This is a genomic window from Dietzia lutea (assembly GCF_003096075.1).
Classification (GTDB): domain Bacteria; phylum Actinomycetota; class Actinomycetes; order Mycobacteriales; family Mycobacteriaceae; genus Dietzia; species Dietzia lutea.
Map to the genome: position 1 here is coordinate 746,093 of NZ_CP015449.1, position 17,403 is coordinate 763,495.

12 protein-coding genes and 1 pseudogene are annotated in these 17,403 nt (G+C 73.3%); 7 read left to right on the forward strand and 6 right to left on the reverse strand.

Features of this window, described 5'->3' with window-relative positions:
• Positions 1–50: 50 nt before the first annotated feature.
• Positions 51–668 carry a response regulator transcription factor gene (locus A6035_RS03365; protein ID WP_167400699.1) on the reverse strand — a complete coding sequence of 206 codons (618 nt, stop codon included), beginning with the start codon at positions 666–668 and terminating at the stop codon, positions 51–53.
• A gap of 95 nt (positions 669–763) precedes the next feature.
• On the opposite strand from A6035_RS03365, the gene A6035_RS03370 reads away from it, so the two are divergent.
• Positions 764–1,039 carry a WhiB family transcriptional regulator gene (locus tag A6035_RS03370; protein WP_108846609.1) on the forward strand — a complete coding sequence of 92 codons (276 nt, stop codon included), beginning with the start codon at positions 764–766 and terminating at the stop codon, positions 1,037–1,039.
• A 98-nt stretch (positions 1,040–1,137) separates the two neighbouring features.
• Here A6035_RS03370 and A6035_RS03375 read toward each other — a convergent pair whose 3' ends face one another.
• Genes A6035_RS03375 through A6035_RS03385 form a run of 3 tightly spaced genes read right to left on the reverse strand, consistent with a single transcriptional unit; the run spans position 1,138 to position 6,988 of the window.
• Positions 1,138–2,601, reverse strand: coding sequence for an NAD-dependent succinate-semialdehyde dehydrogenase (locus A6035_RS03375; protein WP_108846610.1), 1,464 nt, complete (start codon positions 2,599–2,601; stop codon positions 1,138–1,140).
• The gene (locus tag A6035_RS03380) at positions 2,598–5,717 is read right to left on the reverse strand and encodes an FAD-binding and (Fe-S)-binding domain-containing protein (protein WP_425267517.1); all 3,120 of its coding nucleotides are present in this window, start codon (positions 5,715–5,717) and stop codon (positions 2,598–2,600) included. Before A6035_RS03380 ends, A6035_RS03375 begins: the two co-directional genes overlap by 4 nt.
• Positions 5,699–6,988, reverse strand: coding sequence for an aspartate aminotransferase family protein (locus tag A6035_RS03385; RefSeq protein WP_108846611.1), 1,290 nt, complete (start codon positions 6,986–6,988; stop codon positions 5,699–5,701). Before A6035_RS03385 ends, A6035_RS03380 begins: the two co-directional genes overlap by 19 nt.
• Before the next feature lie 85 nt (positions 6,989–7,073).
• On the opposite strand from A6035_RS03385, the gene A6035_RS03390 reads away from it, so the two are divergent.
• A complete protein-coding gene (locus A6035_RS03390) occupies positions 7,074–8,072 on the forward strand; it encodes a D-2-hydroxyacid dehydrogenase (RefSeq protein ID WP_108846612.1) in 999 nt (332 codons plus the stop codon).
• Between the two features lie 108 nt (positions 8,073–8,180).
• Positions 8,181–9,044, forward strand: coding sequence for an ectoine hydroxylase (thpD, locus tag A6035_RS03395; protein WP_108846613.1), 864 nt, complete (start codon positions 8,181–8,183; stop codon positions 9,042–9,044).
• A 47-nt stretch (positions 9,045–9,091) separates the two neighbouring features.
• Here the strand turns inward: thpD and A6035_RS03400 are convergent, their stop codons facing one another.
• Positions 9,092–10,012, reverse strand: a complete 921-nt coding sequence (locus A6035_RS03400) for a LysR family transcriptional regulator (RefSeq protein ID WP_108846614.1) — start codon at positions 10,010–10,012, stop codon at positions 9,092–9,094.
• Between the two features lie 154 nt (positions 10,013–10,166).
• On the opposite strand from A6035_RS03400, the gene A6035_RS03405 reads away from it, so the two are divergent.
• A complete protein-coding gene (locus A6035_RS03405) occupies positions 10,167–11,456 on the forward strand; it encodes a Glu/Leu/Phe/Val dehydrogenase (RefSeq protein WP_208635573.1) in 1,290 nt (429 codons plus the stop codon).
• Between the two features lie 414 nt (positions 11,457–11,870).
• Here A6035_RS03405 and kstR read toward each other — a convergent pair whose 3' ends face one another.
• Positions 11,871–12,590: a cholesterol catabolism transcriptional regulator KstR gene (gene kstR / locus A6035_RS03410; RefSeq protein WP_108846615.1), complete on the reverse strand. Its 720-nt coding sequence runs from the start codon at positions 12,588–12,590 to the stop codon at positions 11,871–11,873.
• A 215-nt stretch (positions 12,591–12,805) separates the two neighbouring features.
• On the opposite strand from kstR, the gene A6035_RS03415 reads away from it, so the two are divergent.
• The 3 genes and pseudogenes from A6035_RS03415 to A6035_RS19320 all read left to right on the forward strand — a co-directional run bounded on the left by A6035_RS03415 (position 12,806) and on the right by A6035_RS19320 (position 17,382).
• A complete protein-coding gene (locus A6035_RS03415; RefSeq protein WP_108846616.1) occupies positions 12,806–14,977 on the forward strand; it encodes an acyl-CoA dehydrogenase family protein in 2,172 nt (723 codons plus the stop codon).
• 101 nt (positions 14,978–15,078) lie between these two features.
• Positions 15,079–16,074: pseudogene (locus tag A6035_RS19315) on the forward strand (acyl-CoA dehydrogenase family protein); the annotation flags it as partial.
• A gap of 93 nt (positions 16,075–16,167) precedes the next feature.
• Positions 16,168–17,382: an acyl-CoA dehydrogenase family protein gene (locus tag A6035_RS19320; RefSeq protein WP_327511651.1), complete on the forward strand. Its 1,215-nt coding sequence runs from the start codon at positions 16,168–16,170 to the stop codon at positions 17,380–17,382.
• Positions 17,383–17,403: the final 21 nt, after the last annotated feature.

A 17,403-nucleotide genomic window follows, 5' to 3' on the forward strand; every position in this document is an offset into this window, starting at 1 on the left:
GCGCGCAACCGTCTGACGCGGCCGCGGGCCCGGGCCGGGGGCGCACAGGGTCAGTGGACGGGTTCGAACCCGTTCTTCAGAGCCCAGGCGACCGCCTGCGGCCGGGTCGTCACGCAGATCTTGCGGTAGGCGTCCCGGATGTAGGACTTCACGGTGTTGATCGACAGGTAGCAGGCCGAGGCGATGTCCTCGTTGGACAGTCCCTGTGCGATGAGCGCGAGCATCTCGGCCTCGCGCGGGGACAGCCCGGAGTCCCCGGTGGGCCACACGGCGTACGGTCCGGTGTCCCCATCGCGGGCCGCCGCGGTCAGGGTCTCCCCGGCCGCGATGCGTTCGATCCCCGCGACGAGCTCCTCGCCGACCAGCGACTTGGCGAGGAAGCCGCGCGCGCCCGCCGCGACCGCCTCGTCCACGGCGCGGGGGTCGGTGATGAACGAGTACACGACCACGGCGCCGACATGCGGCTCACGCGCCAGCTGGGCGCACTGGTCCTGCCATCCGGGTCCGGAACCGAACGTGTCGAACAGCACCACGTCGACGGGCTCGGGCACGCGTGTGTCGCCGTGTCCGGGCAGAAGCGTCACACGGTCCGCGTACGGGCCCAGCAGCGCCTCCACACCGGCGATGACCAGCGGATAATCGTTGAGGACCGTGACCGTCACAGGCATGAAGAAACTTTAGCAGTGTTGACCCATCCCACCCGTGGGGGTGTGCCGAATCACCTCCGATCTGACGGAAGCTGGAACGGACGGTGGGAGGAAAGATGCAGCACAGCGTGTTGACCAAGACCGACGAGCAGTGGGCCTGGGCCGATCACGGTCGGTGCCGGGACATTCCGGACCTGTTCTACAACGGGGAGGACGAGGCCAAGTCGACGCGGCGGCGCAAGGAGGCCGCGGCCAAGAAGCTCTGCGCGCAGTGCCCCGTCATCGACGCCTGCCGCCGCCACGCCACGTACAACCGCGAGCTGTACGGCGTGTGGGGCGGGATGACCGAGGCCGAGCGCCACCGTCAGGCCGGCCGCGTCCGCACCGGCTAGCGGCCCCGGGTCCGGCCGGCGGGCCTGACGCTTCCCACCGGCCCGTCCCGCCCCACCGGCCCGTCCCGCCCCACCGGCCCGCCCCCCAGGCCGGCCGGTCAGTACACGGGGATCGCGACGAGCTTGGTCTCGAGGAACTCCTCGATCCCCGTCGTCCCGCCCTCGCGCCCCAGCCCGGACTGCTTGATCCCGCCGAACGGCGCGGCCGGGTTGGAGACGACGCCGACGTTGATGCCGACCATGCCGGCCTGGAGCCGCTCGGACATGGTCAGCGCGCGGTCGAGGTTCTCGGTCATGACGAACGAGACCAGCCCGTACTCGGTGTCGTTGGCCAGCGCGACGGCCTCGTCGTCGGTGTCGAACGGCACGAGCGCGGCGACGGGGCCGAAGATCTCGGTGGACATCAACCGGGCGTCCGGGGTGACGCCGGTGAGGACGGTGGGCGGGTAGAAGAAGCCGGGGCCCTCGCCGCGGGTGCCGCCGGTCAGCACCTCGGCGCCGCGGCTCACGGCGTCGTCGACCAGCTCGGCGACCTTGTCCACGGCCTTCTCCTCGACCAGCGGGCCCACGTCGGTGCCCTCGGCGGTGCCGTCGCCCACGGTGAGGGCGGCCATCCGCTCGGTCAGCCGGCGGCCGAACTCGTCGAGCACCGACCGGTGGACGAGGATGCGGTTGGCAGACGTGCACGCCTCGCCCATGTTGCGCATCTTGGCGGCCATCGCGGCGTCGACCGCGGTGTCCATGTCCGCGTCCTCGCACACCACGAACGGCGCGTTCCCGCCGAGCTCCATGGACGTGCGCAGCACGCCGCGCGAGCACTGTTCCAGCAGCTTGCGGCCGACGGGCGTGGAGCCGGTGAAGGAGAGCTTGCGGGCGATCCCGGAGTCGATCCACGGCTCCACCACGCCGCCGGCGTCGGTCGTGCACACCACGTTGAGCACGCCGTCGGGCAGGCCGGCCTCGCGCAGCACGTCCACCACGTACAGGGACGTCAGCGGCGTGAGGTTGGCGGGCTTGAACACCATGGTGCAGCCGGCGGCCACGGCGGGGCCGATCTTGCGGGTGGCCATGGCCAGCGGGAAGTTCCACGGGGTGATGAGGATGGACGGGCCCACCGGCTCCTGCGTCACCATGAGCCTGGTCTTGCCGTCGGGGGAGCGGCGGGCGTCCCCGTGGATCCGGGAGGCCTCCTCGGAGAACCAGCGGAAGAACTCGGCGCCGTAGGTGACCTCGCCGCGCGCCTCGGCCAGCGGCTTGCCCATCTCACTCGTCATGAGCAGGGCGATCTCGTCGGCCCGGTACACCAGCAGCTCGTAGGCGCGGCGCAGGATCTCGGCGCGCTCGCGCGCGGGGACGGCGGCCCAGCTCTCCTGCGCCCGCCCGGCGGCGGAGATCGCGGCGGTGGCGTCGTCGGCGCCGCCGTCGGCGAGGGTGGCGATGGTCTGCCCGGTGGCCGGGTTGACCACGTCGAACGTGGCGCCGGAGGCGGCGTCGCGCCACTGCCCGTCCACGTACACGCCGGTGCCGAGTCCGGCGATGATGTCGGTGACGGAGCGGGTCATGAGGGCCTCCTGGTGGTGGACGGGACGGTGGCGTCGGGAGCGGGGCTGGTGGGTTCGGGTCTGGCGGGATCGAGGAGCTCGAAGAGATGCCGCCCGGTACGGCCGAGGTGGTCGGTCTGGGTGGCGCACGAGAACCCGTCGGTGAGGACCGGCGCGTCGGGGTCGGCGCGCAGGGCGGGCGCGAGGGCCTGTTCGGCGACGGCGGCGGTGACGGCCTCGTGGCCGGCCGTGAACCCGAAGTCGCCGGCGACGCCGCAGCAGCCGGTGGCCTCGCGGACCGAGCCCACGCCCAGGGCGGTGAGCGTCGCGCGTTGCACGCGGTTGCCGAACGTCGCGTACTCGTGGCAGTGGGTCTGGACGGTGACGCGGTCGGGTGCGGTGCCGCCGGGCCAGGCGGGCGCCCGGCCCTCCGCGGCGAGGCGGCCGAGGTGGTCGGCCGACGAGCGGATCCGCGCCGCGACGCGCCGGGCCACGTCGGCGTCGGGGGTGTCGGCGAGGAGGTGGGGGAGGTCGCCGCGCAGGGTGGCCGCGCAGGAGGGTTCGACGACCACGACGGGCACCTCCGCCCCGTCCGGCCCGCGGATGCCGTCGAGGTGGCGGGCGGTCGCGCGCATCGTGCGGCGGGCGGCGTCCAGTCGGCCGGTGGTGACGTGGGTCAGGCCGCAGCAGTGGCCGGCCGAGCAGGCGACGGAGGTGTGCGAGCCGCCCAGCACGCGGGCGGCGGCGCCGGCGACGTGCGGGCGCAGTCCCCGGGTGAACGAGTCGAGGAACAGCACGACCTCGGCGGACGTCCGCGCGCCCGCCGGATCGCCAGAGCCCCGTCGGCCCTTCCCGCGCCGGTCGCGGAGGTGCCACACGCTGTCGGGGACGCGGGCGAGCTCGTCGCGCAGCGCGCGGGCGGAGGCGAACCGCGGCAGCGCGCGTTCGCCGGTGATCCCGCCGAATCGCGCGGCGGCTCGCCCGACCGGGGTGGCGAGCAGGGCGTTGAGCGGTCCGGCCACGCGGACGGTGGCGCGCAGCCACAGCGGCAGCAGGCCGAGGGAGTAGTGGGCGCGCGGCCGCACGCGGCGGCGGTAGCGGCGGTGCAGCGCCTCGGCCTTGAAGGTGGCCATATCGACGCCGGTGGGGCAGTCCGAGGAGCACGCCTTGCAGGCCAGGCACAGCTCGAGCGACTCCTCGACCGCAGGGTCGTCCACGGCGATCGTGCCGCGCACGACCTCCTGGAGGACGCGGGCCCGGCCTCGGGTGGAGTCGCGCTCGTCGCCGGTCGCACGGTAGGACGGGCACATCACGCCGCCGGCGGAGGTGCGGCACCGGCCCACTCCGATGCAGGCCTGGACCGGGTGGGCGCCGTCGGCGGAGGTGAGCAGTCCCAGGTCGCGCCGGCCGACCCCCGGGCTGACGCCGGCCAGGGCGAGGTCCGCGTCGATCGGCCGGGTGGCGGTGAGCCCGCCGGGCGCGAGCAGGCCCGCGGGGTCCCAGATGCGCGCGAACTCCTCGAACGCGCCCAGCATCTCCGGCGAGTACATCAGCGGCAGCAGTTCCGAGCGGGCGCGGCCGTCCCCGTGCTCACCGGACAGGGAGCCGCCGTGGCGCACGGCGAGGTGGGCGGCGTCGGTGCAGAAGGCGCGGAAGACCGCCCGCCCGGCCTCCGAGCGCAGGTCGAACGTGATCCGGATGTGCATGCAGCCGGCGCCGAAGTGGCCGTACATCACGCCGGTGAGCCCGTGGCGGGCGAGCAGCTCGCGGAATTCGGCCAGGTAGTCGGCCAGTCGCTCGGGCGGCACGGCCGAGTCCTCCCAGCCGGGCCACGACTCGATGGTGGCGCCGGTGGCGGGGTCGGTGAGCCGGGAGCTCAGCCCGGCGCCGTCCTCGCGGACCCGCCACAGGTCGGCGCGGGTCACCGGGTCCGTCACGACGAGCGCCTCGAGGGCGTGGCCGTTGCGGGCCAGCTCGTCGGCCAGACCCGCCATCCGGGCCTCGAGCCCACCGCCGGCGCCGCCCGCCTCGCCGTCGTGCTCGTCGTCGTCGTTCCCGTCGTCGTCGAGCTCCACGAACAGCCACGCGCGCCCTTCAGGCAGGTCGGCCACGGCGTCGGCGCCGCGGCGCTGCCGCATGGTCGCCACGATCACCTCGTCGATCCCCTCCACGGCCGTGGGGCGGTGGCGCAGGATCGCCGGGACGTCCCGCGCGGCGTCCACGACGTCGGCGTAGCCCACCACCAGCAGGCCGGTGCGCGCGGCGCGGGGCACGGCGCGCATGGTCGCGGCGGTGACGATCGCGCACGTGCCCTCCGAACCGACCAGCGCGCGGGCCACGTCGAAGCCCTCCTCGGGCAACAGGTGACGCAGGTGGTAGCCGGAGACCTGGCGGGGGATGCGGCCGAGCTCGGTGCGGATCGCGGCGAGGTGCTCGGCGGCGAGGTCGCGCAGCTCGACGGTGAGGTGCTCGGCGCGCGCGGCGGCGGCCGCGTCGTCCGGGTCGGTGGCCTCGACGCCCCGGCGGGTGGCGGTGAGGCGCAGGCCGTCGGCGGTGACCAGGCGCAGCGACTCCACGTGGTCGGCGGTCCGGCCGTGACGCACCGAGTGGTTGCCGCAGGCGTCGTTGCCGATCGCCCCGCCCAGGCAGGCCCGCGACTGGCTCGAGGGGTCGGGGGCGAAGGTCAGGCGCGAGTCGGTGGCGTCGTGGACCGCGGCACGCAGGGCGGTGAGAACGGTGCCGGCCTCGGCGGTGACCGTCCGCGCGGCCTCGTCCACGGCCAGCACCCGGTGCAGGTGCCGCGACAGGTCCAGAACCAGCCCGGTGCCGACGGAGTTGCCGGCCATCGAGGTGCCGCCGCCGCGGGCGGTCGCGGGCACGCCGAGGCGGTGACACACGGCCAGCGCCGTGGCGACCTCGGCCTCCGAGCGGGGGAAGAGCACCGCGGACGGCACGACCCGGTAGTTGGAGGCGTCGTAGGAGTACTCGGCGACCCGGCGGCGATCGGCCTCGGGGGCCAGGCCCGCGGCGGTGAGCGCGTCGACCAGCTCGCCGACCGCCACCGTGGACCGGCCGGACCCACCGGCCCGGTCGGGCGCGGCCGCCTCGACGCGGGCGGTCACGCCGCCCCGTCGCACACCCGGTGCACGGCCCGGGCGAAGCGCTCGACGCCGGCGTCGACCTCCTCGGAGGTGACCACCAGCGCGGGGATGAGGCGCACCACCGACCCGGTCGGCCCGCACGTCAGGGTGAGCAGCTCCTCGTCCACGCACGCCTGCTGGACGGCCGTCGCCAGGCGCGCGGCCTCAAGCGCGCCGGCGCTGCCGGCGGGCGCGGTGGGATCGCCGAACTCGACGCCCAGCATGAGCCCGGTCCCGCGGATGTCGCAGATCTCGCTCACGTCCGCCAGGCTACGCCGCAGGCCGTCGAGGAGCTGGGCTCCGCGGTCTGCCGCGCGCTGCACGAGGTTCTCGCGCTCGACCACGCCGAGCGTCGCGACCCCGGCCGCGGCCGCCACGGCGTTGCCGCCGTAGGTGCCGCCCTGGGAGCCGGGCCAGGCCTTGGCCATGAGCTCGGTGGGCGCCGCGATCGCGGAGATGGGGAAGCCCGAGGCGATGCCCTTGGCGGTGATGATGACGTCCGGGACCAGGCCGTCGGTGTGCTGGTGGCCCCAGAACCGGCCGGTGCGCCCGATGCCGGCCTGGACCTCGTCCAGCACGAGCAGGGCGCCGATCCGGTCGGCGCGCTCGCGCAATCCCTGCAGGTAGCGCGGGGGAGTGGCCATGTACCCGCCGTCGCCGAGGACGGGCTCGATGAGGAACGACGCGATCTCCCGGGCGTCGACGCGCGTGGCCATGAGGTAGTCGAGCTCGGCCAGCGCGAAGTCCACGGCGTCGTCGGTGGTCCAGCCGTGACGCAGCGCGTGGGGGAACGGGGTCATCACCACGCCGCCCATGAGCGGGGAGAAGCCGGCGGAGAAGCGGGTGCCGGCCGTGGTGAGGCTGGCCGCGGCGACCGTGCGCCCGTGGAACCCACCCTGCACCGTGACGATGTTCGGGCGGCCCGTGGCCATGCGCGCCAGGCGCACGGCGGCCTCGACGGCCTCGGAGCCGGAGTTGGCGTAGAAGACCGAGTCGATGCCGGCCGGCAGGTGCTCGCCGAGCTTGGCGGTGAGCTCGAGCAGCGGCTGGTGCATGACGGTCGTGTACTGCGCGTGGATGATCTTCCCGCACTGCTCCTGCGCGGCGGCGACGACGTCGGGGTGGCAGTGCCCGGTGCTGGTCACGCCGATGCCGGTGGTGAAGTCCAGGTAGTCGCGTCCGTCGGTGCCGTGGATCCACGAGCCGAGGGCGTGGTCCACCACGACGGGCGTGGCCTGCTTGAGAAGGGGCGACAGGTGCGCGGTCATGCGGTCAGTGTGTGGCCGCCCCGGTCAATTGTCAACAATCCGACGATCACGCGTCGCGGCCGGACGGTCGCGATACCGTGGCCGCATGGACGCCCGTACCGACCCACGCCCCGCCCCCGGCTCCCGGCCGACCGTCGTCGTGCTCACCGCGGACGGCGTCGAGCCGCCCACCACGCTCGACGAGATCCGCGGCCTCGCCGACGTGCGCGAGTGCACGGCCGAGACCCTCGCCGACGCCCTCCCCGGGGCCGAGATCCTGCTGGTGTGGGACATCTTCTCCGACGCCCTGGCCGCGGCCTGGCACGCCGCGGACTCGCTGCGCTGGGTCCACGTGGCCGCGGCCGGCGTCGACAAGCTGCTCTTCGACGAGCTGCGCGACTCCGACGTCCTGGTCACCAACGCCCGCGGCGTCTTCGACGGCCCCATCGCCGAGTACGTCCTGGCGTGCGTGATGGCCCACGACAAGCGCTTCCACGAGACCGAGGCGCTCCAGCGCGCGGGGGTGTGGCGTCACCGCGAGACGACCCGGGTCGCGGGCCGGCGCGCCCTGGTCGTGGGCACCGGCGGGATCGGACGGGCCACCGCGCGGCTCCTGCGGGCGGTCGGACTCGACGTGGCCGGGGCGGGGCGACGACCGCGGGACGACGACGAGGACTTCGGCCGCGTCCTGGACTCCGCTCGCCTGGTCGACCATCTCGGCGACGTGGACCACCTCGTCATGGTGGCGCCGCTGACGGAGGCGACCCGGGGGATGCTCGGGCCCGCGGAGCTGGCCGCCCTTCCCGACGGCGCGCACGTGGTGAACGTGGGCCGCGGACAGCTCGTCGATCAGGACGCCCTCGCGCGTGAGATCGCGGCGGGCAGGCTCTCCGCGCACCTGGACGTCCTCGTCGTCGAACCCCTCCCCGAGGGCGACCCGCTCTGGACGCTGGATGGCGCGCACATCAGTCCCCACATGTCCGGCGACGTCGTGGGCTGGCGCGACACCCTCTCCGCACAGTTCCGCGACCACCTGCGCACATGGCTCGCCGGCGGCGAGCCCGGCCCCTCCGTGGACAAGAGTCGAGGATACGTCAGCGGTTGACGGGTTGTCCGAGGTCGTCGACACGGATACGGTCGGCCCCACGAGGGCGGCACCCCTCGTTTTCCCGAGTCAGCCGGGGTTTCAGGCTGAGGAGAGAAAGGAGTCGTAGTGACCATTGCCGTTGATGACTACCAGACCCGCGTGACCGGGCGTCCGGAGATCGTCGAACGCCGGGACCCCGTCATCTGGGGGAGCAGCCGGGATCCCGAGGTACTCGAGTTCGAGGAGAAGGGATACATCCAGCGTGAGGGCGCTCTGGACGCCGCGCGGATCGACGCCTGCTGGGAGGAGCTGCAGCGCTTCGGGGACGATCCCGCCATGAAGGACGACCCCCGGATCATCCGCGAGCAGGGCGGCCGGGCCGTCCGCTCGATCTTCGACGTGCACGAGCTCAGTGAGGTCGTGTGGGAGGCCGTCGAGCAGTCCGGCGCGATCGATCTGGCCCGCCAGATCCTCGGATCCGACGTGTATGTCCACCAGAGCCGGCTCAACTACAAGCCGGGCTTCGCCGGTGGCGCGTTCTACTGGCACTCGGACTTCGAGACGTGGCACGCCGAGGACGGCATGCCCAAGCCGCGCGCCTGCAGCGCCTCGCTGGCGCTCACGCCCAACGAGACCTACAACGGTCCGCTGATGATCATGCCGGGCACGCACAAGTACTACGTCCAGTGCGCCGGCGAGACGCCCGACGACTACTACAAGGAGTCGCTCGTGACGACCGCCCCGAAGGTCGGCGTGCCGTCCGAGGAACACATCACCGAGATGTACCGCGAGTACGGACTCGACGTCCTCACCGGCGGCGCGGGCTCCATGACGATGTTCGACTGCAACGCGCTGCACGCCTCGGGGGGCAACATCACCCCGCTGCCGCGCGCCAACGTGTTCATCGTCTTCAACAGTGTCGAGAACGAGCTCACCGAGCCGTTCGCGGGCACCCCGCCGCGCCCGGACTTCCTCGCGCGTCGGCCCTGAGGTCTCGCGCGTCGCGCTGAGACTCGCGCGTCGGCACCGAGGCCAGCTCACACGCCGCCCGGGGGGTCCAGGCCGACCTCCCGGGCGGCGGCGGTGAACGCCGCGACGAACGCCTGGAGCGGGCGCCTCCGGGCGTCGCGCCGACGGTGGGTGATCGAAACCGTCCTGGTGAGCCCGTCCGTCAGCGGCAGCACGTCCACGTCGGCCGGGAACGTGCTCAGACCGAGATCGGACGCGAGTGTGACGCCGAGGCCGGCGGCGACCAGGGCCAACGCCGTGGACTGCTCGCCCGCCTCGTGTCGCACCTCCGGCTCGAAGCCCGCGTCCCGGCACGCGATCCGCACCGCCCGGCCGAAATGCGAGCGCGGGTGCGCGATCACCCACGGCGCTCCCGCGAGGTCGGACAACGACACCTGTGCGGACGGCATCGACCCGCGCGGCACCACCGCGTGCAGGGTCTCCTGGGCGATCGGCAGCCGCACGAGGTCCGGCACGTCCGCCATGGCGTAACTCGAGTAGTCCAGCACGAACGACAGGTCCAGCGAGCCGTCGCGGACCGCGCCCGTCGTGTCCTCCGGGGCCAGCTCGCGGCTGCGCACGACGATCCCCGGATGGTCGCGGGACAGTATCGCGATCCCGGCGGGCAGCAGCGTGGTGGCCACCGAGGCCCACACCCCGGCCGTGAGCGTCGTTCCGACGCCCGCGCGGGCCGATTCCATCGCGTGGCCCGCGTCCTCCACCGCGGACAGGATCGTGCGCGCGTGCTCCGCCAACACGAGTCCCGCCTCCGTCAGCGCGAGACCGCGTCCGCGCTTCTCGAACAGCGGCGTCCCCGCCTCGCGCTCGAGCAGCGAGAGCTGCTGCGACACGGCCGAGACGGTGTACCCCAGGCCCGCGGCGACCGACGTGACGGTGCCCCGTCGCTCCAGTTCGTGGAGCAACCGCAGGCGGTGCAGGGACGGCTCCATGCCCCCGAGCGTAGGAGCGCGCGCCCCGACCGTGCAGGAAAAGTGAACGGTCGGGTCCATGAAGTCTCGCTGGACCCGCCCAGTGTGCGAACCCATGCTGGGGACACCCCCGCCGGACCCGCCGACGGACGAGGTCGCCGAGGAGGCGAGCACCATGACATCCATCGAGATCCCGGGCACGACCGGCCACACGGGAGCCGGCAGGCAGACCGTGCCCGCCGCACAGACCGTTTCCGCACCGGCCACGGCTCCCGCCACGATTCCGGCGGCGACTCCGGCCGAGACGTCGGGCGCCCGCCGCGAGCCCTACCTGCGCCTCCACTGGGAGGACGACCAGACTGGCGCCCGCGGCTACCTCGTCGTGGACACGCTCGTCGGCGGTCTGGCCACCGGCGGCACCCGCATGCGCGCCGGATGCACCCTGCGCGAGGTCGAGGACCTGGCCCGCGGCATGACCCGCAAGACCGCCGCCTTCGACCTGCCCGTCGGCGGCGCCAAGGGCGGCATCGACTTCGACCCCAAGGACCCGCGGGCCGTCGAGGTGCTCGGCCGGTTCTGCGAGGCCATGCGCCCGTTCCTCGACCGGCACTGGGTGACCGCCGAGGACCTGGGCGTGCCGCAGCACCTCATCGACGAGGTCTTCGGCCGCCTCGGCATGCGGCAGTCGTACCACGCGGCGATCGAGCGGTCCTCCGACCCCGCGGCCACGGCCGATCGGATCTTCCGCGGGCTCACCGCCGAGGTCCCGGGCGGGCTCCTGGGCGACGTGATCGGTGGCTACGGGGTCGCGCAGGCCTGCCTCGCGGCGGCCCACGTGCGCGGCTGGGACATCGAGCGCACGTCGGTCGCGATCCAGGGCGTCGGCACCATGGGCGGTGGCGCCGCCTGGTACCTGCACGAGGCCGGGGTGCGGGTGGTCGCGCTCGCCGACGCCGCCGGAACCCTCTACGACCCCGCCGGCCTCGACGTCCCCGCGCTGCTGGCGACCCGCGACCGCTTCGGCGAGATCGACCGCGCCGCCGTCCCCGCCCGGGTGCAGCGTCTGGACCGCGACAGCATTCTCGGCATGGACGTCGACGTGCTGGTGCCCGCCGCCGTCTCGTACGCGATCACCGCCGAGAACTGCGCGCAGGTCACGGCGCCGATCGTCGTGGAGGCCGCTAACGCCGCCACCACCGCCGACGCGGAACTCGACCTCACGACCCGCGGCATCGCGGTGCTGCCGGACTTCGTGGCCAACGCCGGTGCCGTCGCCTGGGCGTGGTGGCTCATCCTCGGCGAGGTCGATGACCGGTCCGAGACGTCGTTCCTGCGTCTCGGACGCGAGATGACGGCGAAGGTCGCGGACCTGCTCACCGGCTGGGACCCGAGCAACGGCCCGCTGCGGTGGGCGGCCGACGTCTCCGGAAAGATCCGGACGGTGCCGCCGGTCGTCGTGCCCTGACCGCGGGCCGGGCCCCCGCTCCCGAGGCGCTCGGGCCCCGCACCCGCCGCCGCCCCCACCCGCCACAGCCCGCACAGCCAGGCGCCCGGCACCCGCGCCTGCCGCAGCCCGCACAGCCGCACGTCGCCATGGCGTCTCGCTCGCCCCGAAGGGTGGGCGAGACGCCATCGTCAGGAGCGGCTGCAGCTCAGGCGTACAGGCGCAGGAGCGAGACGCCATCGTCAGGAGCGGCTGCAGTTCAGGCGTACAGCCGCAGGAGCGAGACGCCAAGAGCGGGAGCGGCTGCGTGGGCACGCGCAGGAGCGAGACGCCTTCGTCAGGAGCGGCTGCGTGGGAACGCGTCCGAGCCCCCGCCGCGCGCACTGTCAGACTGCGCGGCCTTATCCGGCGGCGGTGTCGGCGGCCCCGGCGGCCTTATCCTGCGGCGGCGTCGTCAGCCTCGCCGGCCTCGTTGCCGTTCCCGTTTCCGATCGCCGTGTGCAGACGCGCGCGGCGGGGGGAGTCGTCGGTGCCCAGAAGCAGGTCGATCGTCAGCGCCAGCCGGGTGGCGACATCCGCAGCCGACGACCGCCGGGTGAGCCACGAGACCAGGTTGGACATCCACACGTCCGAGATCACGCGCGCGATCGAGAGCTGGAGCTCGTCCGGCTCACCCTGCGCCAGTGCGCGGGCGATGATGCGATCCATGAGGAAGCCGACCTCCTCGACCTCGTTGGCCACGGAGGCGTCGGCGAACATGAAGGCCCGCGTCATGGCCTCGGTGAGATTGGGGTCGCGCTGCATCGACTTGGTGATCATGTCCACCACGACCTTCATCCGCTCCTGCGCAGTGTCACCGGGCGGGGCCGAACGCTCGGTGCGCTGGTCGAGCCGGCGGAACTCGCGGGCGAGCGCCGAGACGAGCAGGTGCACCTTCGACGGGAAGTACCGGTAGAGGGTGCCCACGGCGACCTCGGCCTTCTCGGCCACGGCGCGCATCTGCACGGCCTCGTACCCGCCCTTGGCGGCCAGGGCCAGCGTGGCGTCGAGGATCCGGCGGCGGCGCTCACGTTGCGACGACGTGCTGGGCTCGTCGGCTCTCGGGGCGGCGTCGGACGCGGCGGCGGAGCCGGTGTCGGTCGAGCTCTTGGTCATGGCAACGAACCTTCTGCGCTGGTCGGATCGGGACTGCTGATCGGGCTGGCGGTCTCGGGTTGGCGTACCGGGCGGGGACCCGGGTGTACCGATCGGACCCTGCTGGTGCATTCTAGAACACGCTACCTAGAACACGTTCTATTATGGGTGTGTACGCGCGGGTCCTCGAGCCCCGCGCCGGGTACGCGTCCCCCGCCCGAGTCGAGGAGCCTGCAGTGAGTATCGCCACCACACCGGACCAGACCGAGATCCAGAGTTCGATCAAGGCCTGGGCGAAGTCCGCCGATCCCGTGGCTACGGTACGCGCCCAGGAGGAGGATCCGGAAGCCTGGAAGGCGGTGTGGCCCCGACTCGCCGAGCTGGGGCTGTTCGGTGTCGCGATCGCCGAGGAGCACGGCGGCGCCGGCGCCGAGATCGTCGACCTGGCCTGCATGCTCGAGACCGCCGCCGCCCACATGGCGCCTGGGCCGGTCCTGTCCACCGCCGTGGCCGGGGTGTTGGTCTCCCGCGCGGGCGGGCCCGTGGCGCAGGCGCTGGGGGAGACCCTCGCCGAGGGCGGCCTCCCGGTGGGCGTGTGCCTGGGCATCGGCACCGCGACGCTCGACGGCTCGGGCGAGGTCACGGGCGACCCCGGCATCGCCTACGGCGGCACCCCCGACGGAGGGCTGCTCCTGCCCGTCGAGGTCGCCGGCGCCACCCGCTGGGCGCTGCTCGAGGCGGGCACCGCGGGCGTCACCGTCACCCCGTCGACGCCTTACGACATCTCGGCCTCGATCGGCCGCGTGCGCCTGGAGGGCGTGACGATCCCGGCCGACCGGATCCTCGAGGGTGTCACCACCGAGCACGTCCACCAGCTGTTCGTCACGCTGGCCGCGGCGGAGGCGGCGGGCGTCGCCGACTACACGCTCGCCACGGCCGTGGACTACGCCAAGATCCGCGAGCAGTTCGGCCGCACCATCGGCTCGTTCCAGTCCATCAAGCACCTCGCTGCCGACATGCTCTGCCGCACCGAGCAGGTCCGGGCGCTGGCGTGGGACGCCGCCGTCGCGGCGGAGGACCTCACCGCCTCCGACTCCGAGCTGCCCGTCGCCGCCGCGGTCGCCGGGGCGCTGGCCTTCGACAACGCCGTGCGCAACTCCCAGGACTGCATCCAGATCCTCGGCGGCATCGGCTTCACCTTCGAGCACGAGGCCCACTTCTACATGCGGCGCGCGAGCGCGCTGCGCCAGATCATCGGCGGCTCCGCCCGCTGGCGGCGCAGCCTGGCCGAGCTCACCCTCGCCGGCAAGCGCCGTCACCTCGACATCGACCTGTCCGAGATCGACGGGCTGGACGCCAAGCGCGAGGAGCTCCGCGCCCTGGTGGCGAAGGTCGCCGCCGTGGAGGGCGACGAGCGCAAGCAGGCGCTGGCCGACACCGGCCTGTTCATGCCGCACCTGCCCGAGCCGTGGGGCCTGGGCGCGGGCCCGGCCGAGCAGCTGCTCATCGACGAGGAGCTCGAGGCCGCCGGCGTCACCCGCCACGACATCACGATCGGCGGCTGGGCGGTGCCGACCATCCTGCAGGCCGCCCCCGAGCACGCCGAGAAGCTGGTGCGTGACACCATGGCCGGGAAGATCAGGTGGTGCCAGCTGTTCTCCGAGCCCGGCGCCGGCTCCGACCTCGCCGCCCTGCGCACCACCGCCGAGAAGGTCGACGGCGGCTGGAAGCTCAACGGCCAGAAGGTGTGGACGTCGCTGGCCCGCGAGGCCGACTGGGCGATGTGCCTGGCCCGCACGGACAAGGACGCCCCCAAGCACAAGGGCATCACCTACTTCCTGGTGGACATGCGCTCGGAGGGCATCCGGACCCGGCCGCTGCGCGAGATCACCGGCGAGGCCCTGTTCAACGAGGTTTACCTCGAGGACCTGTTCGTGCCCGACGAGTTCCAGATCGGCACGGTGAACGACGGCTGGAAGATCGCCCGCACGACGCTGGCCAACGAGCGCGTGGCCATGGGCGGCGGCTCCTCCCTCGGTGACGCCGCCGAGGAGATCATCGGCCTCATCAACGCGGCCGGGGTCGCCGAAGACGCGCTGGTGCTGGACGAGTTCGGCAAGCACGTCGCCGACGGCGTCGTGGGCAACCTGCTGGACCTGCGCACCGCGCTGCGCAGCCTCGCCGGCTCCGGGCCGGGCGCCGAGTCGAGCGTCCGCAAGATCGTCGGCGTGCGCCACCGCCAGGACATCGCCGAGTTCGGCCTCACGCTCACCGGCACCGGCGGCGTCGAGTTCACCGAGCAGGGCCGCAAGTTCCTCATGGTCCGCTGCCTGTCGATCGCGGGCGGCACCGAGCAGGTGCTGCTCAACGTGGTCGGCGAGCGCATCCTCGGCCTGCCCCGCGACTGACCCCCGTCCGTCGCCCTCCCGCCCCTTTTCGCCCCCGTACCCGAACAGGACTGATCGTGGACTTCACGCGTACCGAGACCCAGGCCGCTGTCGCCGAGGCGGTGGCCGGCGCGCTGTCGACGGCCGCCCCGGCCGAGGAACTGCTCACCGCGCTGCCCAGCCGCAGTGTCGACGACGCCGGCTACGACGAGCGCCTCTGGTCGGCGTTCGCCACCTCCGGGCTGCTCTCGCTGGGCCTGCCCTCCGCGCTCGGCGGCGACGACCTCACGCCCGCCGACATCGCCGTCGTGCTCGAGGAGGTCGGCCGCGCCGGCGTGGTGATCCCCGCCCTGGAGACCCTGGGCCTGGGCGTGCTGCCGATCGTCACCCTCGGCACCGCGGACCAGCAGAAGCGGTTGCTCTCCGGCATCGAGGACGGCCGCATCCTCACCGCGGCCGTCGCCGAGCCCGGCAACCCCCTGCCGCTCGAGCCGACCGTGCGCCTGGATGGCGGGACCCTCACCGGCACCGTCACCAGCGTCCGTTACGCGGCTCAGGCCCGCGCGATCCTCGTGCCGGCGTCCACGCCCGAGGGTGTCGCCCTCGTCGTCGTCGCCCCCGGCGCCCCGGGGGTCACCCTGACCCCCACCCTCGGCTCCCTGGGGGTGCCCGAGTACGCGATGCGGTTCGAGGCCACCGAGGTCGACGACGACGACGTGCTCCGCGGCTCGGGGGCGGGGTCGGTCCTCGAGGAGTTCCGGCGTCTCGTCCTGGCCGCCTGTATCGCCCACGGTGACGGTCTCGTGGCCGGCGCGCTGGACATGACGGCCGGCTACCTCAAGGAGCGGGTGCAGTTCGGTAAGCCGCTCGGCTCGTTCCAGGCGGTGCAGCAGGAGCTGGCGGACGTCTACATCGTCTCGCAGACGCTGCACGTGATCGCGCAGTCGGTGGCGTGGCGGATCTCCGAGGGGCTGGCCGGGCCCGGTGACCGCTACGAGACCGATCCCACGATCGGCGCGTACTGGCTGGCGGCCGAGGGGCCGCGCGCAGTGCAGCTCCTGCACCACCTGCACGGCGGCGTGGGCGTGGATGTCACGTACCCGATGTTCAAGTACTCGTCGGCGGTCAAGGACCTCGCCCGTTTCGTCGGCGGCGCGCAGCTGCACCTCGACGCGCTGGGCGCGGCGATCGCCGCCGACCCGGTGGAGCAGGTGGCCCCCGCCTCCGGCGACGCGGACGCCGCCGATGCCGAGGGCGCGTTCATCGACCTCACCGCCGAGCAGCGCGCGCTGCAGGCCGAGCTGCGCGAGTACTTCTCCACCCTCATCTCGCCGGAGGAGGCCGCCGACATCGCGACCACCCGCCACGGCGACACCTACGCGGAGATCATCAAGCGGATGGGCCGCGACGGCTGGTTGGGCGTGGGCTGGCCCACCGAGTACGGCGGCAAGGGCTTCGGCCACATCGAGCAGCAGATCTTCACCAACGAGGCCACCCGCGCCGACGTGCCGCTGCCCTCGGTGACGCTGCAGACCGTCGGCCCGACCCTGCAGAAGTACGGCACCGAGAAGCAGAAGGAAGAGTTCCTGCCGGGGATCCTCGACGGGACCGTCCACTTCGCGATCGGGTACTCCGAGCCCGACGCCGGCACCGACCTCGCCGCGCTGCGCACCACGGCGCGCCAGGACGAGGCGACCGGCGACTGGATCATCAACGGGCAGAAGATGTGGACGACCGGCGGCCACCACGCCGACTACGTCTGGCTCGCCGCCCGCACCGGCACCCCGGACTCCCGCCACCGCGGGCTGACGATCTTCATCGTGGACACCACCGATCCCGGCTTCTCGTTCACGCCGATCATCACCTGCGACGGTGCGCATCACGTCAACGCCACCTACTACTCCGACGTGCGCGTCCCGGCGGACATGGTCGTGGGCGAGGTCGACGGCGGCTGGAAGATGCTCACCACGCAGCTCAACCACGAACGCGTCATGCTCGCGCCGTCCGGTCGGCCGGGCGGGTACTACGACGAGCTCGCCGCCTGGGCCCGCCGCACCGGCGCCGACGGCGTCCGTCACCTGGACCGGCCCGAGGTGCGGCGCGGTCTCGCGGAGATCTTCGCGATCGTCCGGCTCAACGAGTTGCTCAACTGGCAGGTCTCCTCGACGGGCGACAACCCGTCGATGGGCGACTCCGCCGCGTCGAAGGTGTTCTCCACGGAGAAGATCCAGCACGTCGGCCGGATTGTCGAAGAGCTGCTCGGCCGCTTCGGCGACCCCACCGATCCCGACACGGCGGCGCTGCAGCGCTGGTTCGACATGATGAACAAGCGCAACGTCGTGATCACCTTCGGCGGCGGCGTCAACGAGGTCATGCGCGAGCTGGTCTGCATGGGCGGCCTCGGCATGCCCCGCACGGCCCGCTGACCCCGCCCGTCCCGACAGCGC

Coding starts and splice junctions, on each gene's coding strand:
- A6035_RS03365 (WP_167400699.1), bottom strand. CDS start 668: ATGCCTGTGACGGTCACGGTCCTCAACGATTATCCGCTGGTCATCGCC.
- A6035_RS03370 (WP_108846609.1), top strand. CDS start 764: ATGCAGCACAGCGTGTTGACCAAGACCGACGAGCAGTGGGCCTGGGCC.
- A6035_RS03375 (WP_108846610.1), bottom strand. CDS start 2,601: ATGACCCGCTCCGTCACCGACATCATCGCCGGACTCGGCACCGGCGTG.
- A6035_RS03385 (WP_108846611.1), bottom strand. CDS start 6,988: ATGACCGCGCACCTGTCGCCCCTTCTCAAGCAGGCCACGCCCGTCGTG.
- A6035_RS03390 (WP_108846612.1), top strand. CDS start 7,074: ATGGACGCCCGTACCGACCCACGCCCCGCCCCCGGCTCCCGGCCGACC.
- A6035_RS03400 (WP_108846614.1), bottom strand. CDS start 10,012: ATGGAGCCGTCCCTGCACCGCCTGCGGTTGCTCCACGAACTGGAGCGA.
- A6035_RS03405 (WP_208635573.1), top strand. CDS start 10,167: ATGACATCCATCGAGATCCCGGGCACGACCGGCCACACGGGAGCCGGC.
- kstR (WP_108846615.1), bottom strand. CDS start 12,590: ATGACCAAGAGCTCGACCGACACCGGCTCCGCCGCCGCGTCCGACGCC.